The sequence below is a fragment of the Ensifer sp. D2-11 genome (genome assembly GCF_054161295.1).
In genome coordinates this window covers 2,220,197-2,243,856 of record NZ_CP096433.1, presented here as the reverse complement: position 1 = coordinate 2,243,856, position 23,660 = coordinate 2,220,197, and the positions used below count along the sequence as shown (strand labels likewise).

Sequence of the window (23,660 nt, the reverse complement as noted above, 5' to 3'; positions counted from 1 at the left end):
GATGCTGGCGCGCGTTTGTGTGTCCTATCCCTGGAGCCCGGCATGTCGGCCGCCCCCGCAGAAATCCTGTCGCTTCGCCGTTTCGGCGACGACCAAATCGTGACGCTTGCCAAACTCGTCATCGAAAATGCCCTCCAGCCGATCGTGGAAGCGACGACCGGGGCGGTGTTCGGCTATGAATCCCTCATGCGCGGGTTCGAGCGCCTGGGCTTCGCCTCGCCGGTCGAGTTGCTCGACAAGGCCGAGGCCGCCGGGCAGTTGCTCGCGCTCGAGCACCTGATCAACAGCCGCGCCGTCGCCGCCTTTGCCACGCTCCCGGACTTTTCGGCGCGCACGCTCTTTCTCAATTTCGATGCGAGGCTCATCGGCGGCGAGGGGGACATTGTCGAACGCCTCGTCAGCCACTTGAAGCGCGCGAATATCGCTCCTTCCTCGCTTTGCTTCGAACTGTCGGAACGCTTCGACAGCAGCAAGATGCCGGACTTCCCGGTGCTCGTGCGGCAACTGCGGCTCGCGGGCTTCAAGCTGGCGATCGACGATTTCGGCGCCGGGTTCAGCGGCTTGAAACTGCTCTGCGATCAGCCGGTAGACTATGTGAAGATCGACCGGCATTTCGTTTCCGAGATCGACAAGGATGCGCGCAAGCGCCACCTTGTCCGCCACACGGTCAATATGGCCCATGCTCTCGGGACGCGGGTGATCGCCGAGGGTGTGGAGACGGAGGCGGAGTTTCTCGTCTGCCGCGACCTCGGTTGCGATCTGATGCAGGGCTATTTCATCGCGCGGCCGACGACGCATATCATGGAACTTCAGGCCGTCTATCCGCATCTCGAACCGACGAGCGGCACCCGGCGGCCCTCTTCGACGCTGGACAGCATCCTGATCCGGAAGGAGATCGAGCAGCTTCCGGCGGTGCGGGAGAGCGACGACCTCGATTCCGTGTTCCACCTTTTCCGGCTCAATCCGCGCCAGGCCTTCTTTCCGGTACTGAATGCCAATGGCGAACCGCGTGGCATCCTGCACGAGTACCACGTCAAGGAGATGATCTATCATCCCTTCGGTCGCGACCTCCTGAAGAACCGCCTCTATCAGCGGCGCATCTCGCATTTCGTCACGCCCGCGCCGATCGCCGATCTCGACACGCCCGCCGACGAGATGCTCAAGATCTTCGCCGGTATGGACGGGAGCGACTGCGTCATGCTGACGGAGAACATGCGCTATGCCGGCATTCTCTCCGCTTCGTCGCTCCTGAAGATCATCAACGAGAAGCAGTTGAAGATGGCCCAGGAGCAGAATCCGTTGACGGGCCTCCCCGGCAATCGGGCGATCCGCGATTATGTCCAGAACGCGATCCTGGACGGCGATCAGGCACGCTACTTCTGCTATTGCGACTTCGACGATTTCAAGCCCTTCAACGATACATATGGTTTCCAGAAGGGGGATCTCGCGATCACCCTGTTCGCGGCGCTCCTGCGGCGCCACTTCATCGGCGAAGAAAAATTCCTTGGTCACGTCGGAGGCGACGATTTCTTCATCGGCATCGACGGCTGTACCGAGGAGGATATCCGGGGCGTCCTTTCACGCCTGATCGATGACTTCCGCTCGGACGTCCGCCAGCTCTATTCGCCCGAGCATCTGTCGGCGGGACGGATCAGCGGATATGGCCGCGACGGCCTCACGAAGGCTTTCCCACTGATGCGCTGTTCGATTGCGGTACTTGTGCTTCCCGAAGGCCTTGTCCTCTCGGACGGCCAGACCGTGAGCAAGCGGATCGCGGAGATAAAGGCGCGCGCCAAGGCGAGCGAAGAAGGTCTCGTCATGGAGCCCCTCGACCGCGCCTGAGTAGCGATGCAAGGCGACCTTTCCCGAGCGGCAGGAGGGCTATAGGTATAGGCGGAACCGTTTTGCGAGGATGCCGTCATGACCCTTCCGACAGAAATGACCTACGTCGATCTGCCTGGCCCCGGAGGGCCGGAGAATATGGTGCTGGCGCGAGGGCCGCTGCCTGAGGTCCGGCCCGGCGACATTCTGATCCGCGTCGAAGCTTTCGGCATCAATCGGCCGGACGTCCTGCAGCGCAAGGGAGACTACCCGCTGCCCGCTGGGGCGAGCCCCATCCTCGGGCTCGAAGTTGCAGGCGAAGTGGTTGCCCTCGGCGAGGAAGCGGCCGGCTTCTCGACCGGCGACAAGGTCTGCGCTCTCGCCAATGGCGGCGCTTACGCGGAATATTGCGCCGTTCCCGCCACGCAGGCCCTTCGCTGGCCCGAGGGCTACGATGCCGCAAAGGCGGCAGCCCTGCCGGAGACTTTCTTCACGGTCTGGGCCAACGTCTTCGACATGGCCCGCCTGAAGTCCGGCGAAACATTCCTCGTCCATGGAGGATCGAGCGGTATCGGCACGACCGCGATCCAGCTTGCGAGGGCCTTCGGTGCGGAGGTCTTCGCGACCGCCGGCAACGCTGCGAAGTGCGAGGCCTGCGAAGCACTCGGGGCGAAACGTGCGATCAATTATCGCGAGGAGGATTTCAAGGCTGTCGTGCTGCAAGAGACCGGCGGCCGCGGGGTCGACGTCATTCTCGACATGGTGGGCGGGCGCTACTTCGATCGCAACATCGGCAGCCTCGCCAAGGACGGGCGCCTGTCGATCATCGCTTTCCTTGGCGGCGCCCGGGTGGACGGCGCCAACATTGCGCCAATTCTCATGAAGCGCCTGCAGGTAATGGGCTCGCTGCTCCGGCCGCGCACCGCCGCCGAGAAGCAGGCGATCCGCGACGGGCTTGCGGAAAAGGTCTGGCCGCTGCTGGAAGGGGGCGAAGTTGCACCGGTCATCCAGGCGGTCCTGCCCTTCGCCGAGATTGCCGGCGCCCATCGGCTGATGGAGGAGGGCGATCATATCGGCAAGATCGTGATGCGGATCGGGTAGCAAAAAACAATAAGACGATGGTCGGCCTTGTATTGGCGCAAAGATCGCTTACGTTGAGATCAACGTCAACGAACAGAAAGGAAGGTGATCCAATGTCTAATGAGATTTCGGACCTCGTAATGGACATGGGAGAGGTGAAGGAGTCGAGGCAGCCCTCGGCCTGATAGCCGCCTTCCTTTGGGTCTCAGCACCCGGCCATTGTGAGGCCAAAGCTCACGGAAGGGCCGCCGAAGGGCGGCCCTTTTCCATTAGACCGAGCGCCGCTCATCTCAGATCCCGAAGCGGCCGAGTGCCGGTATCTTGACGCCGGGCCGCGCAACGTCGAAGCCCGCCACCAATCCCATGAAATGCAATTCCAGCCCGCTGCGCCACCCGGCCGAGACGCCGGCGAGGCCGTAAAGCGTTGCGTGCAGGTCGCGGCCGTCGGCATCGACATGGAACAGTTTCCCCTCCGGCAGATAGTCGCGCCCGACTGCATCCGGCGGCAGCACGGCGTCGAGCTCCGGCACCGATCGCAAGACATGGGCGACGAAGGTGTTGGAGTTTGGCCCGGGCCAGAGACGATAGGCGCCCGGCGAAGAATAGGGATAAGCCTCGATCGCCTTCTCGATCTTCGGGATCAGGCGCTTGGCTTCCTCGCCCCTGAATGCCACGACGATGCGCGGCTCGTTCGAATACCAGCGTCCGTCGGCCGGATAAGCGTTCCTGCGGATCGGCTTGCCCCAGCCGACCTTTTCATAACGGTTATAGGTCGACGCCCCTTCGTCTTTGGTGACGATCCAGGCGTGGCTTGCCACCGCGCCCTTCATGCCTCCGGTGGTCGCCGAGAAGACGTATATCGCCGCCTGCGGGCTCGCAGCCGCATCCGCCAGAATACCTGACGACGACCAATCCGCGTCGTGCCAGCTCTGCGGCCGCTCCTTGAGGTACCACAGCCCCGCCGAGGCGAGCGCCGGAAGCAGGTAGACGACGGCGAAAACGAGAAAGAGCTTGCGGAGGAATTTCATCTACGGTGACTTTTCTGCCGTGGGATTCCTGATAGATGCATATCCGAATCTTGGAAAATTGAGGGCAGCCGATGTCGAATCCGGTTCTGGTCGAAGTAACGCGCGGAAATCTGGTCGAAAGCCGCCATCGGGGCATGATCGTCGCCGTCGATGGCGACGGAATGACGCTGTTTTCCCTTGGCGAAACGGATGCCCACATCTTTCCTCGCTCCGCCTGCAAGGCAATGCAGGCCCTGCCGCTGATCGAAAGCGGTGCCGCCGACGCCTACGGCTTCGGCGACCGGGAATTGGCGCTGGCCTGCTCGTCGCATTCGGGAGAGCCGGAACATGTGGCGCTCGCCGCCAAGATGCTGTCAGCTGCGGGGCGGGACGTCCAGGCGCTTGAGTGCGGCGCCCATTGGTCCTCCGACCAGAAGACCCTGATCGCACAGGCCCGCTCACTCGAAGCGCCGAGCTCGCTCCACAACAACTGCTCCGGCAAGCATGCGGGCTTCGTCTGCGCCTGCTGCCATTCCGGTACCGAGGTCAAAGGCTATATCGGCTATGACCATCCGATCCAGCAGGAAATCCGCGGCGTCATGGCGGAGCTGACGGGAGCGGTTCTTGATCGCGACAATTGCGGCGTCGACGGCTGCTCGATCCCGACCTACGCGCTCTCGATGAGGGGACTTGCTCACGGCTTCGCCAGGATGGCGAGCGGAGTCGGTCTCGGTGCGGAGCGGGCGCGTGCCTCGAAGCGTCTGATCGACGCCTGCATGGCCGAACCCTTCTACGTCGCGGGCACCAAGCGCGCATGCACACGGCTGATGAAGACCGCTCCCGGCCGCATTTTTGCGAAGACCGGCGCCGAGGGCGTATTCTGTGCTGCGATACCGGAAAAGGGCATCGGCATAGCGCTGAAATGCGAGGACGGCACGACCCGGGCCGCCGAGGCGATGGTCGCCGCGACGCTTGCGCGCTTCTTCTCGGACGATGCCGAAATCCATGAGGCATTGATGGCTCAGGCCAATCACGCGATGCGCAACTGGAACGGAATTCACGTCGGGGACGTGCGGGTGGTGACGGAAGCCTTTGCCGCCTGACGCGATACCGCTCAGGGCTTGTCAATCGCGGCGATTCGATCTTCTGTGCTTCGGCGCCGCCGTCGGCCGCGCAATTTGGGAGGAAGAACGATGCTGAAACTGTTTTATACGCCCGGAACCTGCTCGCTTGCCTCGCACATCGCGTTAGAGGAAGCCGGTGCCGGCTATGAAGTGCATCGGGTCGATTTTTCCAAAGCCGAGCAGACCAAGCCGGACTACCTCACCATCAACCCCAAGGGGCGGGTGCCCGCCCTCGTGACCGACCGTGGTATCCTGACCGAGACGCCGGCCATTCTCGCCTATATCGCCCAGAGCTTCCCGAAGGCGCGGCTTGCGCCGCTTGACGATCCTTTCGAGTTCGCTCGGCTGCAGTCGTTCCTGAGCTATCTCTGCTCGACAGTCCACGTCGCCCATGCCCATGCCCGTCGAGCCGCGCGGTGGGCAGACGACCCGGCAGCGCAGGAGGCGATGAAGGCCAAGGTGCCGCAGAATATGGCCGACTGCTTCGCGCTGATCGAGCGCACGATGTTCGTCGGCCCCTTTGTCAGGGGCGACGCCTACTCGGTCGCCGATCCCTACCTCTTCACCATCGCCGGCTGGCTCGAGTCGGACGGTGTCGATCCGGCCCGGTTTCCGCGAATCCTCGACCATCGCAACCGGATGGCCGAGCGTCCGGCCGTCGCCAAGGTTCTGGCTGAAGTGCAGTCGTAGCGGCAATCGGCACGAGATCGGCGGAGCCGAAGCGTTGAAGCGGGGCGTTGGTTACCTTTGGACGCAGAGGTTCTCCGTCGCAGAGCGGGGCCATGGCCATCCGGGGAACGGCAGATCCGCGAGTTCGCGTTCATCCATACGGGAGAGATCCGGATGCTGGAGAGGATCGCGCATCCAGTCGGAAGCGAGTCCTCGAACAGTCTCGGACGAGGCCTCGGGGCGCTTCAGTATTGAGAAAACCTTCAGCATGACGTCACCTTCAGCTCGGATTGGGGTAGCGCAGGCGGTCTCGCCGGCCGCTCAACCCTTCAACCTGTTGTAGGAGCATCCGCCTCTTTGCCGAAGTTTGCAATTGAGATTGCGACGGCAGCGGTTTAGAAAAACTATATGAAAGATCTGAATTCGGTTCACCTGAACGGATTGCGCGCGGCCGAAGCGGTCGGCCGCCTCGGCTCGCTCGCCGCTGCGGCGGAGGAGCTCGGCGTCACCGCCGGCGCAGTCAGCCAGCAGATCGCCAAGACCGAGGCGCAACTCGGTCGTACGCTCTTCGAGCGCTCGCCGCGGGGGCTTGTGGTTTCGGATAGCGGGCGCGCGCTACTGACGCGATTGTCGAGCGCCTTCAGGGAACTCGCCGAGGCAGTCGCGCAGGCACGCCGCCGTGACGAATCGGTATTGACGGTGTCGGTCGCGCCGGTCTTTGCGGCGCGCTGGCTCGTCTACCGGCTGGACCGCTTCGCCGAGCATCATCCGGATATCCGGCTGAGGATCGACGCGACCACGACGCTCGCCGATCTGGAGACCTCCGATGTCGATCTCGGCATCCGCGTCGGGGCTGGACGCTGGCCCGGCGTGCGATCGGAACTGCTGCTCGAGCAGGAGGTCTTCCCGGTCTGCTCGCCGGCACTGGCCGCCGGACTTCGTGAGCCCGCGGACATTTTGAAACTGCCGGCGGTGATCGATGCTCATGCGATGTTTTCCTGGGAGCTATGGCTGAAGACCGCCGGCCTCTCCGGTGCGGCTATGACGGTGCGCCACACCTTCAACGACGCTTCCCTGGCGCTCGATGCGGCGATTGCCGGCCAGGGGGTGATGCTTGCCTGGCAGACGCTTGCCGGCTACGCGCTGCTGAGGGGGTCTCTGGTGGCGCCTTTCGGCATTCGCGCCAAGACCGGCTTCGGGCACTACTTCGTCACCTCCGTCTCACGCCGCGAAAGCAAGGGCGCTGCCGCCTTCAAGCGCTGGGTGCGCGAGGAGGTCGAGGAAGGAATGCGGCAGCTCGCGGCTATGGCGGGATGAGGAGACCTTTGCTCTCCGGCCATGTGCCTTATTCCGGCTCCTTCAGCCGTTCCTCCATCATTGCCTTGAAGGCGGGGCGGGATTGGCATCGCGCCAGCCAGGCCTTGACCTGACGGTGCCTCTCGAAGAGGTCCGTCTGGCTCATCGTGTAGCGGAAAACCTCCGCGAGATTGAGGTCCGCGACGGTAAAGCGGTCACCCACCACGTAGTCGTGTTCGGCGAGGTGCGTTTCGAGTACGGCAAAGGCTTTTTCAAGGGAGCGGGCGCAGGCCGCGATCTCCGCCCGTCCTTCCGGCGTGTCCTCGATCCCGTTGTCATGGGCGAGTACGATCTTGACCGCATGCGGCTCGACCTCGGTCGCCGCCCACATCGTCCAGTTGCCGATCTGCCCTTCCTCCCGGATATCGGCCGGTGCCAGCGGTCCGCCATGTTTGCGGGCGAGATAAAGATTGTTGGCGAGCGACTCGGTCAGCACCAACCCGTCATCCTCGATCGCGGGTATGAGGCCCATCGGGTTTATGGCGAGGAAACCCGGCGACTTCGTATTGAGGGGGGCATCCGCGGCCAGCGGATCGGCGACCCGGCGCGCCTGGACAACCGGCACCGACCGGAAGGGCAGGCCGAGTTCCCCCGCCATCCAGTAGTTGCGCGACGCGCGCGAACGGTAAACTCCATAGATCGTCAGCATTCCTGCCGTCCTCCGATTGTACGTTCAGCTCCTTACAGCGCTGCGCGCCCGATAGGCCGCGCAAAGGTCGCTGTAACTCCTGCATGGTTATGCAGTAGGCCATCGCCGTCCTCGGCAGAAGCGGTCGGCAATGATAGGTCGCATGAATTCTTTTGATGCGAAGTGGTTCTGCGCAACCTTTAAACGATTTTTCGCTGTGGAGTTTAGGGAAGCATAACCTCTTTTCGCTAAACCTGCGCGAGCGCCGCTCCTTCGGAGGTTTCGCTTGGCAAGAAAAACGTCCCGCAGCATCCGATATGCCGACCTGAACGCGGACGACAATGCGGAGACGCGTCGGCTGATCGATGCCGGCAGCCGCCTTGCCGAGGAGGTCGCGCGTCTCTTTCCGCCCGAGCCCGACATGGCCGACCGCCACTACTGGCTCGAAGCGATGATCAACCACGTTCCCGATTATATCTATGCGAAGGATACGGCGGGGCGCTTCCTGATCGCCAACGAGGTGACGGTTGCCGACAACGGCCTCGAAAGCCTGCGCGACCTCGTCGGCAAGACCGATTTCGATCTGCACCCGCACGAGTTCGCCCAGGCCGTCGCCGATACCGAGCGACGCGTGTTGGAAACCGGCGAACCGATCTTCGGCATCGAGGAACGCGCCATCGTGACCAAGGACCGCGATCGCTGGCTGATGACCTCGAAAGTGCCCTTGCGCAGCAAGAGCGGGAGGATCATCGGTATCGTCGGCATCTCGCGCGATATCAGCGATCGCAAGGCCGCGGAGCGCCTGCTCGAAGGTCAGGCCCGGCTGCTGGAAATGATCGCCAACGGCAAACCCCTTGGCGAGTTCTTCCACGAGCTGGTGCTGCTGATCGAAGCGCTGCTGCCCGGGATCAAGGGCTCCATCCTGCTCCTTTCGGAGGATGGCCGGCATCTCCTGCACGGCGCTGCCCCCAGCCTCGACGCGGGCTATTGCGCTGCCATCCATGGCGTCGAGATCGGCCCTGCGGCCGGCTCCTGCGGAACGGCCGCCTGGTGCGGCGAACAGGTGATCGTTTCCGACGTCTTCGCCGACCCGCTCTGGGAGGAATACGCGCCTCTCCTGAGGCCTTCCGGCCTCCGTTCCTGCTGGTCCACGCCCATCCTGTCGCGCGAGCGAAAGGTGCTCGGGACATTCGCGCTCTATGCGCAGGAGGTCGGAACGCCGAGCGAGCAGCAGCAGGAACTGATTGCCATGGCCGCTCATCTCGCCGGAATAGCGATCGAGCGCAAGCGGGCGGAGGACCGGATCGGTTTCATGGCCCATCACGATGCCTTGACGGGGCTGCCGAACCGCGTGCTTTTCGAGGAGCAGGTCGCCGGCATGCTCGAGGAGATCCGCGAGCGGGATCAATGGGCCGTGCTCGCCTTTCTCGACCTCGACGATTTCAAACTGATCAATGACAGCCTTGGGCACGCCACCGGTGACGAGCTCCTGAAGATCGTAGCCGGGCGCATGCGGGCCGCCGTCCGGAGATCCGATTCCGTCGTGCGCGTCGGCGGCGACGAGTTCATCATCCTCCTGAACGGCCTGCCGAAGGAGCGGGACGTCGTGCTGTCGCGGCTGGAGGATATCCGCACTGCAATCGCCATGCCGGTGCAGTTGCAGGGCCGCTCTCTGCAGGTGAGCTGCAGCATGGGCGTGGCCTGCTTCCCCAACCAGGGCAAGACGGCGGGCGAACTGCTCGCCAATGCCGACATGGCCATGTACCGCGCCAAGGAGCTCGGCCGCAACAACATCCAGGTCTTCACCGAGGAGATGGCCGCCAGAGCCCATGAAAAACTCCAGTCGCAAGAGGAGCTTCGCGAGGCGCTTGCGCGGGAGGAATTCCTGCTGCATTTCCAGCCGCAGATGAGCCTCGAGACCGGCCGCATCTTCGCTGCGGAGGCGCTGTTGCGCTGGCAGCACCCGGTGCGCGGCATCATCTCGCCTGCGGCATTCATCCCGCTCGCCGAGGAAACCGGTCTGATCGTGCCGATCGGAGACTGGGTCCTGCGCACCGCCTGCCGCCAGTTGAAGGCCTGGCAGGACGCCGGCCTGCCGCCGCTGATCGTCAGCGTCAATGTTTCCGCGCGGCAGTTCCGCGAGCGCAACTGGGCAGCGCGTGTGGCGGCGGTTTTGGAGGAAACCTGCCTCGAGCCCCGTTACCTCGAACTCGAGCTCACCGAAAGTCTGATCATGCAGGACGTGCCGGGAGCGATCGCCACAATGCATGCGCTGGAGGCGATCGGCGTACACCTTGCGATCGACGATTTCGGGACAGGCTATTCGAGCCTCAGCGCGCTCAAGCGCTTCCCGGTGCGCCGGCTGAAGATCGATCGGTCCTTCGTGACGGACATTCCGCACGATGCCGACGACATGGCGATTACTTCCGCGATCATCTCGCTTGCGCAGAAGCTCGGTCTGCGCGTCATTGCCGAGGGTGTCGAGACGGAGGCCCAGGTCGAGTTTCTGCAAAAGAGCGGCTGCGACGAGATCCAGGGCTACTTCTTCAGCCAGCCCTTGCCGGGCGAGGATTTCGAAGCGCTGCTTTCCTCTGAGCGGCGGTGATGTTCGCGAGCGGCCGTAAATGCAATCTGGTGCCACAGGGGAGCGGTTTCCGCTTGCGTCCCGTTCCGACTTGCCGATAACCATTCGAGACGGCTTCGCAACGATTCACTTTCGAAGCACCTTGATCCGGCCCTCGGAATGGAGCACGTGGACTCTTTCCGTGCAGCACAACGCGTTAGAGTTAGATGTCATCACTGCCAGCTTTGTCCCGACGTCAGTTCCTCCGCACATCCGGTTTGGCAATCGCCTCCGCCGGACTTGCGGGTTGCACCTCTTCGATGAATACGGACCGCTTCCGCGAGCAAACGATGCCGGTCTACCGCAATCCCGCGCTCGAAAGCCGCTGGACCGGCCCCCCGGGCGGGATCTTCGAGGGACCGGTGGGCGAGGGGCCGATCGGCTTGCCGCCGCAGGATGCCTATTACGCGGAGATCTACGCGGCGCGGGAGGATGGCGGCTTTCTGATCCCGGAGGTGCCCTTCAGACAGATCGATCCGCGCTTCTATCGCCAGGAAGTCGGCGATCCCTTCGGTGAGGCCCCTGGCACGATCGTCGTCGATACGGCCGACCGCTATCTCTACCTCGTGCAGCCGGGCGGGCGCGCGATGCGCTATGGCGTCGGGTTAGGCCGCGAAGGCTTCGCCTGGTCGGGCCGCGGCCTGATCCAGTGGAAGCAGAAATGGCCGAAGTGGACGCCGCCGAACGAAATGATCGCCCGGCAGCCGGTGCTGGCGAAATATTCCGCTGATAATGGCGGCATGCCGCCGGGGCTCGACAATCCGCTCGGCTCGCGCGCGCTCTACATCTTCCAGAACGGCCAGGACACGCTGTATCGCGTCCACGGGACGCCCGAATGGCAATCGATCGGCAAGGCGGTTTCTTCCGGTTGCGTCCGCATGGTCAATCAGGACGTGATCGATCTTTACGATCGCGTGCGCAACAAGGCGCCGATCCTCGTCATCTGACGCCGGACGGAAAACCGTTACGCACTTTTCCTGCAGGTGCTCTTGTCAGCTTTCGTGTCGACTACCGGCAAGCCGCTGCGTCAGCCGGTGCAGCGCGTCGCGCAACTCGCCGACCTCCTCCAGGCTGCAGCCTGATGCACTGCCGATGTCGCGCAGAATACCGAAGGCTTCGGCCTTCAGCTCCCGGCCGCCATCCGTCAGGCTGACGATCACCTGCCGCTCGTCCGCCGCATCGCGTACACGGCGGACATAGCCGGCTGCTTCCAGCCGCTTGAGCAGAGGCGAAAGGGTGCCTGAATCGAGGCCCAGCTCTTCGCCGATTCGTTTCACCGTCATGCGGTCCTGCTGCCAGAGAGTGAGCAGCACGAGATATTGCGGATAGGTCAGCCCGAAGCGGTCGAGCAACGGCTTGTAGGCGCGATTGAAGGCATGCGCCGCCGAGTAGACGGCGAAACAGAGCTGGCGTCCGAGCGCCAGCGCCTCATCGGAATCCGCGTCGAATTTTGCCGCTTTCCTCGTCATGATGTCATTGTCGCAAATTCACGCCGGCAAAGCAATTTGCAAAATTAATTTGCGCGCTATTTAATCTTGCGATATATAAATCCGGCAACCACAAGGAAGGAGACTGTCATGCCCATCCTCTATCGCACTACCGCGTCCGCGACCGGCGGCCGCGCCGGCCAGGCCAAGAGCAAGGACGGCGTTCTCGACGTGACGCTGACCGTTCCGAAGGAACTCGGAGGCGACGGCGCGCGCGGCACCAATCCCGAGCAACTCTTTGCCGCCGGTTATTCCGCCTGCTTCCTCGGTGCACTGAAATTCGTCGCCGGCAAGGAGAAGGTAAAGCTTGCGGAAGACACGACGGTGACGGGCACGGTCGGCATCGGACCCCGCGACGACGGCACAGGCTTCTTTATCGACGCGGCGCTGGAAATCTCGTCACCCGGCGTCGAAAAGGCCGTGCTGGAAGACCTCGTCCAGAAGGCGCATATCGTTTGCCCCTATAGCCATGCGACCAGGGGCAATGTCGACGTTAAGCTGACGGTGGCCTGATCGGACCGTTGCAGATGACCGAAGCCCGTAACTCCGGGCTTCGGCTTGCCCCGGCAGTTCCGCCGCAAGCAAGTGTCGGGGATCGATCGGGACGCATCACGCCTTCTTCAGAAACTCGGTACGCAGCACCAGGCCCTTGATTTTTTCGACCCGGCATTCGACCTCGTCCGGATCGTCCGTCAGGCGGATGCCCTTGACCAACGTGCCGCGCTTCAGCGTGGCGGACGTTCCCTTTACCTTCAGATCCTTGATCAGGATGACATTGTCGCCGTCCTTGAGAACGGCGCCATTCGAATCCTTGACGTCCATGGCCGACCCTACCGCTTCAGGCTGCCGAGAATGCCGCGCACAAGGGCTCGTCCCACCTGGGTCGCAACCGTTCGTGCCACCGACTTCATCGCAGCTTCCATGATGGTCTCCCGTTTGTAGCCGGAGGATCGCGGCCGGCCCTGTTTGCCGGAGGGCGCTTCGGCCGCGTCGTCGCCGAAGCCGGGCAGGGTCCAGCGGCTGCCGCCGGAAGTATCCTCGGCCGGTTTTTCTTCAGCCTGCCGGGCAGCCTCCGCCTGTTCCGCTGCCTTGGCCGCACGTTTGGCGAGCATCTCGTAGGCTGAGTCGCGGTCGAAGTCCTCGTCGTAGAGACCGCGCACCGGGCTCACGTCCACCACCTTCTGCCGCTCCGCATCTGTGAGCGGGCCCAGGCGCGACGCAGGCGGCCGGACCAGGGTTCTCTCGACGATCGACGGCGATCCCTTGCCCTCGAGCGTCGAGACCAGAGCCTCGCCGGTGCCAAGATTGGTGATCACGTCGGCACAATTGAAGTCGGGGTTCGGGCGGAATGTGTCGGCAGCCGTCTTGACGGCCTTTTGTTCGCGCGGGGAATAGGCGCGCAGCGCGTGCTGGATGCGGTTGCCGAGCTGTGCGAGGACCGCCTCCGGTACGTCCAGCGGGTTCTGCGTGACGAAATAGACGCCGACGCCCTTAGAGCGGATCAGGCGGACGACCTGTTCGACACGCTCGACGAGAACCTTCGGCGCATCGTTGAAGAGCAGATGTGCCTCGTCGAAGAAGAACACCAGCTTCGGCTTGTCGGGATCGCCGACTTCGGGCAGCTCTTCGAACAGCTCGGACAAGAGCCACAGCAGGAAGGTCGCGTAGAGACGCGGGTTCATCATCAGCTTGTCGGCGGCAAGCACCGAAATCGCGCCGCGCCCGTCATTGGTGGTCCGCATGATGTCGGTGATCTTCAGCGCCGGCTCGCCGAAGAAATGCTCCGCACCCTGCTGTTCCAGGATCAGGAGTTCGCGCTGGATCGAGCCGACGGAGGCCTTGGAAATGAAGCCGAACTGATTGGAAAGCTCGCTCGCATTCTCGCCCATGTAATTGAGCAGCGCCTGCAGGTCCTTGAGGTCGAGCAGCGGCAGGCCGCCCTCGTCGGCGATCTTGAAAGCGATGTTCAACACGCCTTCCTGCGCGTCCGTCGCATTCATCAGCCGCGACAGAAGCAGCGGGCCCATTTCGGAGATTGTGGTGCGGACCCTGTGGCCCTTCTCGCCATAGAGATCCCAGAAGATCACCGGGAATTCCTGGAAATCGTATGGGTCGAGGCCGATCTGTTCGGCGCGCTTCAGCAGGAAGTCCTTGGGCTCGCCCATCGCGCCGATACCGGAGAGGTCGCCCTTGACGTCCGCACAGAAGACCGGAACCCCCGCGTTGGAAAAACCCTCGGCCAGGATCTGCAGCGTGACGGTCTTGCCGGTCCCCGTGGCGCCGGTGATCAGCCCGTGGCGATTGCCGAACTTCAGCTCCAGATATTCGCCTTTGTTGATCGAATCGTCCGGCTTGCGGCTGGTTCCGATATAGATCTTGCCTTCCTGCAGCATGGGGGCTTCATCTCCGTCTTGTCAATTTTATCAATGAAAGCGGGTATTTCCCGCATGTCGCACAAAGTCGGTCATCGAAACATAGCGTGGATCTGTTATAGGCCGTGCGTTTGTTCCCGGCAACATGATTGCGGACGGGAACAAGGCCGGTTTGCCATCTGGCGAGCTCCGTGAAACGATGCTGCGGAGGTGGCGGATATGGTATTCGGGGTTCGTTTCGATGCCCTTGTCATCCCGGCATCGTTCATTTACCTTGACGTTAACGTCAAAATTCGATTGAGGAGATTTCCATGAGTGAACTGGTCACGCGCGTGGCGGAAAATGTCGGAATCGAGACCGCAACGGCGGAAAAGGCAGTCGGGATGATCCTCGGCTTCCTGCAGCGCGAGGCCGCCGAAGGCCCGGTCGCCCAGATGATCGAGGCGATCCCCGGTGCGCCCGAACTGGTCGCCCAGTACAATGGCGAGGGCAGCAATGGTGGCGGCCTTCTTGGCGGCCTGATGTCCGCGATCGGCGGCGGCGGCGGCGTCATGGCGCTCGGGCAGCAATTGATGAGCCAGGGTCTCGGCATGGGAGAGATCACGGCGCTCGCCAAAGAGACGATTGCATTTGCCAAGGAGAAGGCGGGCGACGAAGTCGTCGACGAGGTGGTCGCCTCCGTTCCGGGCCTCAGCCAGTTCGTTTGACGGCACCGCGATCAATGCCCCCTCTGGCCTGCCGGCCAGAGGGGCGGCCGGAATGCCTTCCCCTCACGCATCCCATTCGGGAGCAAGACCCTGCGGATTGACGATCCGCCCGTCCGGGCGGGCAAGCTCGCGGACTGCCGCCATCTCCTCCCGCGTCAGCGCGAAGTCGAATATCGCGAAATTCTCCTTGAGCCGCGCCTCCGTCGCCGTCTTCGAAAGCACGATCACGTCCTGCTGTTGCACGAGCCAGCGCAGCGCCACTTGCGCCGCCGTCTTGCCGTGGCGGCCGCCGATTTCCGTTAGCAGCGGGTCGGCAGGCACTTTGCCGTTGGCCATGGCATAGTAGGCCGTGAGCGACATTCCGAGCCGCCGCGCCGTCTGGAGGACCTTGGTCTGGTCGAGATAGGGGTGATACTCGACTTGATTCGTGGCGATCGGCGCATCGCTGAGACGCGCCGCCTCTTCCATTTGCGTGGTGTTGAAATTGCTGATGCCGATATGGCGTACCTTGCCGGCATTCCGCACCTCGTTCAGCGCGCCGATCCGTTCGGCCATCGGCACGTCGCTCCCCGGCCAGTGCAGAAGCAGCAGATCGACATGGTCGGTCCTCAGCTTTCTCAGGCTCTCATCGACCGAGGCGATGAAGGCGTCGTGGCGATAGTTGTCGACCCAGACCTTCGTGGTCAGGAAGACGTCCGCCCGTGGAATGCCGGACTTTTGGATGGCCTCGCCGACTTCCGCCTCGTTGCCGTAGATCTGTGCGGTGTCGACGTGGCGGAAACCGAGCTTCAGGGCCTGCGGCAGGATGCGAAGCACCTCCGCTCCGGACATACGGAATGTCCCGAAGCCGAGCGCGGGAATATTGGCGCCGTTGGAACTGACTGCATGCATTGAGAACTCCTTCGCTGCGAGCGCCCGGCGGGGCCGAGGCGCGATCTCCTATACTTGTCCTCGCAAGGCGCGCCTTCAAGCTTGTCCGGAAAACAGGGCCGCGCCTGTCCGAGCCGGCGGAAACCGCGCGCAGTTTTCCTCATCCCGCTCTAAGGCCTGTTGAGATCATCTGGAGTCTAAGACGGTTGCTGCGAGATGGATGATGGCGCTTCTCTCGCCCTGTGCTTGTCACAGAGATCCAGCGGCGCCGCGTCGGCGGCGCGGGAAGAGGTCTTTCAGCCCAAGGACTTGGTCTGGCTGGATCCCTGTGACGAGCACAGGGATGAGGAGATCAAACAAGCCGCGGCAGGAAATCCAAATCTCAACAGGCCTTAGATCACGATGTTTTTAGGTCGGGTCGACCTAAAAACATGAACGTGATCGATTCCAATAGCGAAAACCGCACACACTTTTCCTCATCCCGCTCTAGAGATTTCTTGTCGCCACGATGAAAAGCCGAGGGAAACGCAGGAGCACGCGCCCATTTTTCATCGCCGGATAGGCCTTCCTGATCTTTTCGGCATAGGCGGCAAGGTAGCCGGCGCGTTGGGTGGTGGGCAGCGCGTCGAGATAGGGGCGTAATCCCGTGCCCTTCACCCATTCGACAATCGCGTTCGCATTCGCGAGCTGGTGATAGTAAACGGTGTGCCAGACATCGACCCGGACCTCCTTCGAGGCGAGCCTTTCGACATAGGTCGCCGGTGAAGGCAGGGACCTGCGCCGAATGGTGCGGCCGGCGAAGGCCGGGGCGAAGGCGGACTCCTCTGCCGTTTCCTCCATCAGAAGATGCGTCGGTTCATCGAGATTGTCGGGCATCTGCACCGCGAGCGTTCCGCCGGGCGCAAGCGCCAGGATGAGCCGCTCGAAAAGCGTGACGTGCTCCGGCAGCCACTGGAAGACCGCATTGGCGAAGAAGAGCGCGCTTTCCGCCGGCGGCGTCCAGGCAGCGAGGTCGCCTCTTTCGAAGCGCAGGTCCGGCAAGCGGGTGCGCGCGGCCGAAAGCATGTCATCGTCGCTGTCGATGCCGGTAAGCGGGCTGCCCGGAAATCGTGCGAGGATCAACTCGGTCGAATTTCCCGGGCCGCAGCCGAGGTCGAAGGCGGGGCCAGCGGGCAGATCGGGTACCTGCGCCAGCAAGTCGCGCGCCGGACGCGTCCGCTCGTCCTCGAACTTGGCATATTGCGCTGCCGACCAGGACATGGGCGTGGCTCCTTCATATGCCGAATTGCAAGCTTTCGAGCGAGGGGAGGATCAGCGAAGGACCATGGTCCTTGTATTCATCCGGCCCGTCGGCTCTGTTGATCCAGACCGTGCGAAAACCGAATTTCGTGGCGCCGGCGATATCCCACCGGTTCGAGGACTGGAACGAGACCGCCTGGGGGTAGAGCCGGTAGCTCGTCGTCACCAGATCGTAGACAGCCGGTGCCGTCTTGAACGCCTTGACGGCATCCACCGAGAAAACGTCGTCGATGATGATATCAAGGGCGGCGTTCTTGACGGCCGAGGCCAACATGGCCGGCGAACCGTTGGAAAGAATGGCGATACGGGCGCCGAGTTCCTTCAATCCCTTGAGGACCGCGGGAACTTCCGGATAACAGTCGAGCGCCCAATAGGCATCGAGAAGAGGCTTTTTGAGCTTGGGATCGGCGGAGGGGAAGCGCTGAAAGGCGTAGTCGAGCGATTGCTCGGTCAGTTCCCAGAAGTCGACATAGGCGCCCATCAGCGAGCGCACCCAGGAATATTCGAGCTGCTTGGCGCGCCAGAGTTCCGAAAAGGCCTGGCCGTCCGGCCCGATCGCCTCGGCGTGCCGGCGTACGGCCGCATGCACGTCGAAAAGCGTGCCATAGGCGTCGAAGACATAGGCCGCGTAAGACATCGAGTTCTCCCGTCTATCCACCGTCCGGGCGGTGCGCCGGAGGTTTTCACCATATCGCGCGCGTGGCCGCCGGGCAGGGGCTTGTGGCATTGCGTCGGAGACGCTGTGCCTCAGCATTCTTTTGCGTGCATCATGTCAAAACTTTGTGCGCCGCACAATGTCTTCGTCGCCCGCCTTCGTTCAATCTTTCCAAACCTTTGCCGGGAAACGCAGCGCCTGTTTCGCAAGTTTGCCCTTGAGCCCGAGAGCCGCGTCGAAAAGGCCGAGCACGTGCCGGTTCGGCTTCGCCTCCGGGCGCAGCGCGTGAAGCGCTGCCGCAGCCTCCTCCGGTCCCATATAGCGCGCCAGAACGCCGAGGGTCAGCGCCGTCGAGCGCCCGATGCCCCTGAGGCAGTGGATCAGCAAATGTGCCTCTTCGGGCAGGCTGTCGATGAAGGCGAACGTCGCCTCGATCGCCGCCGGACGCGCAGCATCCGGGGCATCCGGGTCGATGGTGTCGCCGAAGCGGAGTTCCAGGTGCCGCTCCGGCGGCAGGTCGATCATCGAAAGCAGACGCGTCGCGGGCGCTCGGATCGAGACGAGATGCGTCGGCGCCCATAGCGCGCGATTGTGCCGCGCCTCGGTTTGCGAGCTCACGATGAGGCGCACCGGCCAATCGTTCGGATGCGCCGGATTCGTGCCGAGAACGGGCCGATAGTAGGCGTTCTCGATAGCCTGAACCGCAAGAGCCATGACGTGCCTCCTGATTCGTCTCGGGTTGCCGGCAGAATAGCAGCGCCGGCCCGCGACCGGAATCCGGGTCAGAACCGCGTGATGACACTGATGCCGAGGTCCGTCGCCCGGTCCATCGCAGCCAGTGCCGGCGCCGCCTCTTCGAGCGATATCTCACGGCCGATCAACGCCTTCGGGTTCAGCTTCCCGGCGGTGATCATCGCCAGCATGGCATCGTAACGCCAGGCCTGCATTCCGTGGCTTCCATAGATCTCGAGCTCATGGCCGATCACCTGCGCCATCGGGATCTGCGGCGTCGCTTGCTCCGCCAGCATAAGTCCGACCTGGACGTGCCGGCCGCGGCGGCGCAGATTTTTGATCGAGTTGAAGCAGGTAACGGGCGAGCCGAGCGCATCGAGCGAGACGTGGGCGCCACCTCGGGTGAGTTCCCTGACAGCTCCCGCGACGTCCTCCGTCTCGCGGCCGTTGATGGTGGCGACCGCCCCGAGCGTCCGGGCGAAGGCGAGCTTCTCCTCCGAGATGTCGATGGCGATTGGATTGGCTCCGAGTGCGGCGGCGATCATGATTGCCGAGAGGCCAACACCGCCGCAGCCGTGCACTGCCACCCACTCACCGCCCTTGACGCGGGCCTGGTCGACGACCGCACGGAAAGAGGTTGCGAAGCGGCAGCCGAGGCTCGCCGCCGTTGCGAAATCCATGGTCTCGGGCAGATGCACGAGGTTCTGCTCGGCAAAATCGATCGCCACATATTCCGCGAACGAGCCCCAGTGGGTGAAACCCGGTTGAAACTGCGCTTCGCAGACCTGGCTATTGCCGGAGCTGCATTCGAAGCAGCGGCCGCAACCGGAAACGAAGGGTACCGTCACCCGGTCGCCGATCCTGTAGCGGAGGACCCCGCGCCCGGTGGCCGCGATCGTGCCCGCCAGTTCGTGGCCCGGCACATGCGGAAGACGAATGTCCGGGTCGTGCCCCATCCAGCCGTGCCAGTCGCTGCGGCAAAGGCCGGTCGCCTCGATCTTGATGACGACCCCGTTCTCGGTCGGCGCCGGATCGGGAAGCGTCCGGATCTCCGGCATCTTCTCGAAGGCATCGTAGTACATCGCTTTCATCGGCGATCTCTCCCTTTGGGCGTTTTCATCATTCTGACACGTCGCTCGGGAGGGCGACAGAATGGACGCCATGACATTTTTTGATGTACCCATTCACCCTCATGCTGCTTTTTCCGGCTAGAGCGGAAGTGCGTGAAGAAAAGAAGGAGGCACCGATGGCCGTCGATACATCCCCACGATCCACCACCTGGACCTTTGTCGACGGCGAGTGGCTTGCCGGCAACCCGCCGCTGATCGGCCCGACATCCCATGCGATGTGGCTCGGTTCGACCGTATTCGACGGCGCCCGCTGGTTCGACGGCATCGCGCCGGATCTCGACCTCCATTGCCAGCGCGTCAACCGCTCCGCCGAGGCTCTGGGTCTCAAGCCGACGATGTCGGCCGAGGAGATCGAGGGATTGGCCTGGGAAGGCGTGAAGAAGTTCGACGGCAAGACGGCGATCTATGTGAAGCCCATGTATTGGGGCGAGCACGGATCCTGGAGCGTCGTTGCGGTGGACCCTGAATCGACACGCTTCGCGCTTTGCCTTTTCGAGGCGCCGATGGGCAACGGCCATGCCGGCTCGTCGCTGACGCTCTCTCCCTTCCGCCGGCCGACGCTCGAATGCATGCCGACCGATGCCAAGGCCGGCTGCCTCTATCCCAACAACGCCCGCATCCTCAACGAGGCACGTTCGCGCGGTTTCGACAATGCACTGGTGCGCGACATGCTCGGCAACATCGCGGAGACCGGCTCCTCGAATATCTTCATGGTGAAGGACGGCGTGGTCTTCACGCCGGCCGCCAACAGGACCTTCCTCGCCGGCATCACCCGCTCGCGCGTGATGGGGCTTCTCGGCCAGGCAGGCTTCGAAGTGATCGAAACCAGCTTGACCATGGCCGATTTCGAGGGGGCCGACGAAATCTTCACCTCGGGCAATTATTCCAAGGTGCTGCCCGTCACCCGCCTCGAGCAGCGCGAATTGCAGGCCGGTCCGGTCACGGCGAAGGCGCGCGATCTCTATATGGACTGGGCGCACGCGACCGAAAGGGAGTGATCTGCTCCCAGGCTAGATCACGATGTTTATAGGTCGGGTCGACCTATAAACATGAACGTGATCGATTCCAATAGGTTAGAGCGGGATGCGGGCGGAAAACCGCACACACTTTTCCTCATCCCGCTCTAGCCAGCCGCTCTTCGAAGGTTACGGTTCAAGCGGACGGACGACCACATCGGCGGACGAGCGCGTGGTCGGTCCGTGATGGACGGCTTCGACATTGTTGCCGTCCGGGTCGAGGAGAAACGCGGCATAATAGCCCGGATGGTAGCTTCGCTCTCCGGGCGGTCCATTGTCGGTGCCGCCATTGGCCAGTCCGGCGTCGTAGAACCGCTGCACCGCATCGGGGCCCGAGGCCTGGAAGGCGAGGTGGACGCGGGTGCGGTAATCCTCTGCCGCGTCGACGAAGAACTCGTCGAACGCAAAGAACTCGTCGGTCTCGTAGGTCGGCTGGTGGCCAAGCGCGCCGAGCACCGCCTGATAGAACCGCTTGCTCGCCCTAAGGTCCGCGACGCGAAGATGCACGTGATCGATGAGCCGTCCCTGGTGGAATTCCATCGTTTTCTCCTGTGGCACGGTTGGGCATCATGCCCTCGATAACGTAAGATAGGACCGCAAGGCGGCGCGTCGAGACGCTTGCGCGCGCAAGCGGAAGTCACGAAAGCAATGAAAGTATTTTGCGTGGGTTAGCGAAATTTTGACGCTGCATCGGTTGCCTCCCTGCGAGGCGGTGCCTATGTTCCGCTGACAGATTTCCCCGACGAAATCCATGCCAAGAGGAGATGCCACAATGGCTTTCGAATTGCCGAACCTTCCCTATGACTACGATGCGCTTGCGCCCTACATGTCGCGCGAAACGCTCGAATACCATCACGACAAGCACCACCTCGCTTACGTGACGAACGGCAACAAGCTTGCCGAGGAAGCCGGTCTTTCCGATCTTTCGCTGGAAGATATCGTCAAGAAGTCCTACGGCACCAATCAGCCGTTGTTCAACAATGCCGGCCAGCACTACAACCACGTTCACTTCTGGAAGTGGATGAAGAAGGGCGGCGGCGGCACCAGCCTGCCCGGCAAGCTCGACGCGGCGATCAAATCGGACCTCGGCGGCTACGACAAGTTCCGCGCCGATTTCATTGCTGCCGGCGCAGGTCAGTTCGGCTCGGGCTGGGCCTGGCTTTCCGTGAAGAACGGCAAGCTGGAAATCTCCAAGACCCCGAACGGCGAGAACCCGCTCGTCCACGGCGCAACCCCGATCCTCGGCGTCGATGTGTGGGAGCATTCCTATTACATCGACTATCGCAACGCGCGTCCGAAATACCTGGAAGCCTTCGTCGACAATCTCATCAACTGGGATTACGTCCTCGAGCTGTACGAAGCGGCTGCAAAGTAAGCGCTGCTTCTACCAGCGGAAATCGGCCCGGCGCTTGCGCCGGGCCTTTTCGTTGGGGCTCCGGCTTACCCGTCCGCCGCCTCGAGCGGCCGAACCGCATTTGTCTGCCATCCCGCAATCCACATCTGCCTCAGCCGGTTGCCTTCGCCGCGGAAATAGGCGTCGGCGGGTTCGCAGTGTTCAACGCGGTCGGCGCGGAAATTGCGGATATCCTGCCGCAATTCGCACCACGCGACCATCATCGCGTGTTCGGAATAATAGATCAGCGCAAGCGGGAGTACCGTGCGCTCGGTCGCGCGCCCAAGCTCGTCGCGATAGTCCAGCACCAGCTTCTGCTCGTCACGGATCGCCCGCCGGATCATGGCCAAGTCGGCCGCCGGCGGCGGCGAGGCGATCGTGCCCCAGGCGTGCAGCGCCTGTGACTGGAAGACCTTGCGCAGCGGTTCCGGCACGGCGCCTGTGATCTTCTGATTGACGCGCCGTGCCGCCGCCTTCAGTTCCTCGTCGCCGGTGCGTGCAAGAAGCGCAAGCGCAAGCACGATCGCCTCCGTCTCCTCGATCGAGAACATCAGCGGCGGCAGGTCAAAGCCGGGCCTCAGGATATAGCCGATGCCACGCTCGCCCTCGATCGGCACGCGCATCGCCTGCAGGGCGGCGATGTCCCGGTAGATCGAACGGGGCGTCACCTCCAGCGCGTCGGCGATTTCCGCCGCCGTCACCGGTTTACGGGCGAGCCGCAGCATCTGGATGATTTCGAAAAGACGCGACGCCTTGCGCATGAAGCGCCCTCTATCTGCTCACTCCTGACACGACCTTGTCAGTTGGAGAAAGATATAACACGCGCCAACGGGTTGAAACTAAACAATCCGCCCTTGAGATATCACGGAAATCGGATGAGCAACTGACATGACCTATGCGGAAAACCTCTGGCTCTTTTTCACCCTTCTCTTCGGCATCATCATCGTTCCCGGCATGGACATGGTTTTCGTCCTCGCGAATGCGATGACCGGCGGGCGCGCTTCCGGGCTTTCGGCAACGGCCGGTATCGTGGCAGGCGGCGTGCTGCACACGCTCTATGCGGCCCTTGGCGTCAGCGTCGTCCTGCATCTGGTGCCCCAGCTCTTCAACCTGCTGCTCGCTGCCGGCGCGGCCTATATCGCCTGGATCGGTTTTTCGCTCCTGCGCAGTTCCATCACCATCAGCGGTGTCGAAGGAGGAGCACGGCTGTCGCGTTGGGCGAGTTTTCGCCAGGGTGCACTGACGAGCCTTATGAATCCCAAGGCCTATCTCTTCATGCTTGCCGTCTACCCGCAGTTCCTCAAGCCGCAGTTCGGTCCGGTGTGGTCCCAGGCGGCCGTCATGGCCGTGATGATCGCGCTGACGCAGCTTGCGGTCTATGGCGGGCTTGCACTTGCCGCCGGGCGCGGGCGTGATTTCCTCGTGGGCAGCCCCGGTGCCACGGTCACCATCGGCCGGCTCGCCGGTCTCCTCCTCGTCGTCATCGCCGTCTTCACGGTATGGCATGGCTGGAGCGGGGCTGCTTGAGACGCGGTCGATCAAGTAGAAAGATGAGTTCTATATTCATATATTTGAACTTTTGAAGACGTCGCCGCGCGGCCAGGTACCTGCGCGGCGAATTGTGCTGAATCGGCAAGCACATCAAAAAAAAGTTACTTCCGTAGAAAACCCAAAATGCCATCATGCCGGCG

Annotated in this window: 24 protein-coding genes; 12 read left to right on the top strand and 12 right to left on the bottom strand. The window is 62.8% G+C overall.

Annotated elements, in window-relative coordinates; genetic code table 11:
- Positions 1–42 precede the first annotated feature (42 nt).
- Positions 43–1,842, top strand: a complete 1,800-nt coding sequence (locus tag M1D34_RS10875; RefSeq protein ID WP_010968945.1) for a GGDEF domain-containing protein — start codon at positions 43–45, stop codon at positions 1,840–1,842.
- Positions 1,843–1,920: 78 nt separating this feature from the next.
- On the top strand, positions 1,921–2,922 hold the full coding sequence (locus tag M1D34_RS10870) for an NAD(P)H-quinone oxidoreductase (protein WP_127514239.1): 1,002 nt from the start codon (positions 1,921–1,923) through the stop codon (positions 2,920–2,922).
- A gap of 269 nt (positions 2,923–3,191) precedes the next feature.
- Here M1D34_RS10870 and M1D34_RS10865 read toward each other — a convergent pair whose 3' ends face one another.
- Positions 3,192–3,929 (bottom strand): DUF3750 domain-containing protein, encoded by a 738-nt coding sequence (locus M1D34_RS10865; protein WP_498779010.1) that lies wholly within the window; start codon positions 3,927–3,929, stop codon positions 3,192–3,194.
- Positions 3,930–4,000: 71 nt separating this feature from the next.
- Between M1D34_RS10865 and M1D34_RS10860 the strand changes: the two genes are divergently transcribed.
- The 3 genes from M1D34_RS10860 to M1D34_RS10850 all read left to right on the top strand — a co-directional run bounded on the left by M1D34_RS10860 (position 4,001) and on the right by M1D34_RS10850 (position 7,018).
- Positions 4,001–5,011: an asparaginase gene (locus tag M1D34_RS10860; RefSeq protein WP_498779008.1), complete on the top strand. Its 1,011-nt coding sequence runs from the start codon at positions 4,001–4,003 to the stop codon at positions 5,009–5,011.
- A 90-nt stretch (positions 5,012–5,101) separates the two neighbouring features.
- Positions 5,102–5,722 carry a glutathione S-transferase family protein gene (locus M1D34_RS10855; protein WP_003536681.1) on the top strand — a complete coding sequence of 207 codons (621 nt, stop codon included), beginning with the start codon at positions 5,102–5,104 and terminating at the stop codon, positions 5,720–5,722.
- A 387-nt stretch (positions 5,723–6,109) separates the two neighbouring features.
- The gene (locus M1D34_RS10850; protein ID WP_010968949.1) at positions 6,110–7,018 is read left to right on the top strand and encodes a LysR substrate-binding domain-containing protein; all 909 of its coding nucleotides are present in this window, start codon (positions 6,110–6,112) and stop codon (positions 7,016–7,018) included.
- 28 nt (positions 7,019–7,046) lie between these two features.
- On the opposite strand, the gene M1D34_RS10845 is transcribed toward M1D34_RS10850, so the two are convergent.
- Complete coding sequence (locus tag M1D34_RS10845; RefSeq protein ID WP_498779005.1) at positions 7,047–7,706, bottom strand: glutathione S-transferase family protein; 660 nt, start codon at positions 7,704–7,706, stop codon at positions 7,047–7,049.
- A 265-nt stretch (positions 7,707–7,971) separates the two neighbouring features.
- On the opposite strand from M1D34_RS10845, the gene M1D34_RS10840 reads away from it, so the two are divergent.
- The gene (locus M1D34_RS10840) at positions 7,972–10,290 is read left to right on the top strand and encodes a putative bifunctional diguanylate cyclase/phosphodiesterase (RefSeq protein ID WP_498779003.1); all 2,319 of its coding nucleotides are present in this window, start codon (positions 7,972–7,974) and stop codon (positions 10,288–10,290) included.
- A 185-nt stretch (positions 10,291–10,475) separates the two neighbouring features.
- Entirely contained in the window at positions 10,476–11,255 is a 780-nt protein-coding gene (locus M1D34_RS10835) for a L,D-transpeptidase family protein (RefSeq protein WP_014529109.1), read from the top strand.
- A 45-nt stretch (positions 11,256–11,300) separates the two neighbouring features.
- On the opposite strand, the gene M1D34_RS10830 is transcribed toward M1D34_RS10835, so the two are convergent.
- Positions 11,301–11,777, bottom strand: coding sequence for a MarR family winged helix-turn-helix transcriptional regulator (locus tag M1D34_RS10830; RefSeq protein ID WP_010968953.1), 477 nt, complete (start codon positions 11,775–11,777; stop codon positions 11,301–11,303).
- A gap of 108 nt (positions 11,778–11,885) precedes the next feature.
- Between M1D34_RS10830 and M1D34_RS10825 the strand changes: the two genes are divergently transcribed.
- Positions 11,886–12,308 (top strand): organic hydroperoxide resistance protein, encoded by a 423-nt coding sequence (locus tag M1D34_RS10825; RefSeq protein WP_010968954.1) that lies wholly within the window; start codon positions 11,886–11,888, stop codon positions 12,306–12,308.
- Positions 12,309–12,404: 96 nt separating this feature from the next.
- On the opposite strand, the gene M1D34_RS10820 is transcribed toward M1D34_RS10825, so the two are convergent.
- Positions 12,405–12,617: an alkylphosphonate utilization protein gene (locus tag M1D34_RS10820; RefSeq protein WP_010968955.1), complete on the bottom strand. Its 213-nt coding sequence runs from the start codon at positions 12,615–12,617 to the stop codon at positions 12,405–12,407.
- An 8-nt stretch (positions 12,618–12,625) separates the two neighbouring features.
- Positions 12,626–14,188, bottom strand: a complete 1,563-nt coding sequence (locus tag M1D34_RS10815; protein ID WP_153314699.1) for a helicase HerA-like C-terminal domain-containing protein — start codon at positions 14,186–14,188, stop codon at positions 12,626–12,628.
- A 290-nt stretch (positions 14,189–14,478) separates the two neighbouring features.
- On the opposite strand from M1D34_RS10815, the gene M1D34_RS10810 reads away from it, so the two are divergent.
- The gene (locus M1D34_RS10810) at positions 14,479–14,874 is read left to right on the top strand and encodes a hypothetical protein (RefSeq protein WP_003536701.1); all 396 of its coding nucleotides are present in this window, start codon (positions 14,479–14,481) and stop codon (positions 14,872–14,874) included.
- Positions 14,875–14,937: 63 nt separating this feature from the next.
- Here the strand turns inward: M1D34_RS10810 and M1D34_RS10805 are convergent, their stop codons facing one another.
- From M1D34_RS10805 to M1D34_RS10785, 5 genes are all read right to left on the bottom strand, one after another.
- Positions 14,938–15,765: an aldo/keto reductase gene (locus tag M1D34_RS10805; RefSeq protein ID WP_015007320.1), complete on the bottom strand. Its 828-nt coding sequence runs from the start codon at positions 15,763–15,765 to the stop codon at positions 14,938–14,940.
- 465 nt (positions 15,766–16,230) lie between these two features.
- Positions 16,231–17,004 (bottom strand): trans-aconitate 2-methyltransferase, encoded by a 774-nt coding sequence (gene tam, locus M1D34_RS10800; RefSeq protein WP_003537253.1) that lies wholly within the window; start codon positions 17,002–17,004, stop codon positions 16,231–16,233.
- Positions 17,005–17,017: 13 nt separating this feature from the next.
- Positions 17,018–17,680 (bottom strand): haloacid dehalogenase type II, encoded by a 663-nt coding sequence (locus M1D34_RS10795; protein ID WP_003537251.1) that lies wholly within the window; start codon positions 17,678–17,680, stop codon positions 17,018–17,020.
- Between the two features lie 180 nt (positions 17,681–17,860).
- On the bottom strand, positions 17,861–18,412 hold the full coding sequence (locus tag M1D34_RS10790; protein WP_010968958.1) for a phosphatase: 552 nt from the start codon (positions 18,410–18,412) through the stop codon (positions 17,861–17,863).
- 68 nt (positions 18,413–18,480) lie between these two features.
- Positions 18,481–19,521, bottom strand: a complete 1,041-nt coding sequence (locus M1D34_RS10785) for a zinc-dependent alcohol dehydrogenase family protein (protein ID WP_010968959.1) — start codon at positions 19,519–19,521, stop codon at positions 18,481–18,483.
- 155 nt (positions 19,522–19,676) lie between these two features.
- Between M1D34_RS10785 and M1D34_RS10780 the strand changes: the two genes are divergently transcribed.
- On the top strand, positions 19,677–20,558 hold the full coding sequence (locus M1D34_RS10780) for a branched-chain amino acid aminotransferase (protein ID WP_498778997.1): 882 nt from the start codon (positions 19,677–19,679) through the stop codon (positions 20,556–20,558).
- 147 nt (positions 20,559–20,705) lie between these two features.
- On the opposite strand, the gene M1D34_RS10775 is transcribed toward M1D34_RS10780, so the two are convergent.
- Positions 20,706–21,116: a VOC family protein gene (locus tag M1D34_RS10775; protein ID WP_015007324.1), complete on the bottom strand. Its 411-nt coding sequence runs from the start codon at positions 21,114–21,116 to the stop codon at positions 20,706–20,708.
- Positions 21,117–21,348: 232 nt separating this feature from the next.
- Between M1D34_RS10775 and M1D34_RS10770 the strand changes: the two genes are divergently transcribed.
- Positions 21,349–21,951: a superoxide dismutase gene (locus M1D34_RS10770; RefSeq protein ID WP_003537242.1), complete on the top strand. Its 603-nt coding sequence runs from the start codon at positions 21,349–21,351 to the stop codon at positions 21,949–21,951.
- Between the two features lie 65 nt (positions 21,952–22,016).
- On the opposite strand, the gene M1D34_RS10765 is transcribed toward M1D34_RS10770, so the two are convergent.
- On the bottom strand, positions 22,017–22,730 hold the full coding sequence (locus M1D34_RS10765; RefSeq protein WP_003537240.1) for a helix-turn-helix transcriptional regulator: 714 nt from the start codon (positions 22,728–22,730) through the stop codon (positions 22,017–22,019).
- A gap of 127 nt (positions 22,731–22,857) precedes the next feature.
- Between M1D34_RS10765 and M1D34_RS10760 the strand changes: the two genes are divergently transcribed.
- Positions 22,858–23,496 carry a LysE family translocator gene (locus M1D34_RS10760; protein ID WP_010968961.1) on the top strand — a complete coding sequence of 213 codons (639 nt, stop codon included), beginning with the start codon at positions 22,858–22,860 and terminating at the stop codon, positions 23,494–23,496.
- Positions 23,497–23,660: the final 164 nt, after the last annotated feature.

Coding starts and splice junctions, on each gene's coding strand:
- M1D34_RS10805 (WP_015007320.1), bottom strand. CDS start 15,765: ATGCATGCAGTCAGTTCCAACGGCGCCAATATTCCCGCGCTCGGCTTC.
- M1D34_RS10860 (WP_498779008.1), top strand. CDS start 4,001: ATGTCGAATCCGGTTCTGGTCGAAGTAACGCGCGGAAATCTGGTCGAA.
- M1D34_RS10870 (WP_127514239.1), top strand. CDS start 1,921: ATGACCCTTCCGACAGAAATGACCTACGTCGATCTGCCTGGCCCCGGA.
- M1D34_RS10770 (WP_003537242.1), top strand. CDS start 21,349: ATGGCTTTCGAATTGCCGAACCTTCCCTATGACTACGATGCGCTTGCG.
- M1D34_RS10825 (WP_010968954.1), top strand. CDS start 11,886: ATGCCCATCCTCTATCGCACTACCGCGTCCGCGACCGGCGGCCGCGCC.
- tam (WP_003537253.1), bottom strand. CDS start 17,004: ATGTCCTGGTCGGCAGCGCAATATGCCAAGTTCGAGGACGAGCGGACG.
- M1D34_RS10760 (WP_010968961.1), top strand. CDS start 22,858: ATGACCTATGCGGAAAACCTCTGGCTCTTTTTCACCCTTCTCTTCGGC.
- M1D34_RS10780 (WP_498778997.1), top strand. CDS start 19,677: ATGGCCGTCGATACATCCCCACGATCCACCACCTGGACCTTTGTCGAC.
- M1D34_RS10775 (WP_015007324.1), bottom strand. CDS start 21,116: ATGGAATTCCACCAGGGACGGCTCATCGATCACGTGCATCTTCGCGTC.
- M1D34_RS10830 (WP_010968953.1), bottom strand. CDS start 11,777: ATGACGAGGAAAGCGGCAAAATTCGACGCGGATTCCGATGAGGCGCTG.
- M1D34_RS10865 (WP_498779010.1), bottom strand. CDS start 3,929: ATGAAATTCCTCCGCAAGCTCTTTCTCGTTTTCGCCGTCGTCTACCTG.
- M1D34_RS10855 (WP_003536681.1), top strand. CDS start 5,102: ATGCTGAAACTGTTTTATACGCCCGGAACCTGCTCGCTTGCCTCGCAC.
- M1D34_RS10835 (WP_014529109.1), top strand. CDS start 10,476: ATGTCATCACTGCCAGCTTTGTCCCGACGTCAGTTCCTCCGCACATCC.
- M1D34_RS10795 (WP_003537251.1), bottom strand. CDS start 17,680: ATGTCTTACGCGGCCTATGTCTTCGACGCCTATGGCACGCTTTTCGAC.
- M1D34_RS10790 (WP_010968958.1), bottom strand. CDS start 18,412: ATGGCTCTTGCGGTTCAGGCTATCGAGAACGCCTACTATCGGCCCGTT.
- M1D34_RS10765 (WP_003537240.1), bottom strand. CDS start 22,730: ATGCGCAAGGCGTCGCGTCTTTTCGAAATCATCCAGATGCTGCGGCTC.
- M1D34_RS10810 (WP_003536701.1), top strand. CDS start 14,479: ATGAGTGAACTGGTCACGCGCGTGGCGGAAAATGTCGGAATCGAGACC.
- M1D34_RS10785 (WP_010968959.1), bottom strand. CDS start 19,521: ATGAAAGCGATGTACTACGATGCCTTCGAGAAGATGCCGGAGATCCGG.
- M1D34_RS10875 (WP_010968945.1), top strand. CDS start 43: ATGTCGGCCGCCCCCGCAGAAATCCTGTCGCTTCGCCGTTTCGGCGAC.
- M1D34_RS10820 (WP_010968955.1), bottom strand. CDS start 12,617: ATGGACGTCAAGGATTCGAATGGCGCCGTTCTCAAGGACGGCGACAAT.
- M1D34_RS10845 (WP_498779005.1), bottom strand. CDS start 7,706: ATGCTGACGATCTATGGAGTTTACCGTTCGCGCGCGTCGCGCAACTAC.
- M1D34_RS10815 (WP_153314699.1), bottom strand. CDS start 14,188: ATGCTGCAGGAAGGCAAGATCTATATCGGAACCAGCCGCAAGCCGGAC.
- M1D34_RS10850 (WP_010968949.1), top strand. CDS start 6,110: ATGAAAGATCTGAATTCGGTTCACCTGAACGGATTGCGCGCGGCCGAA.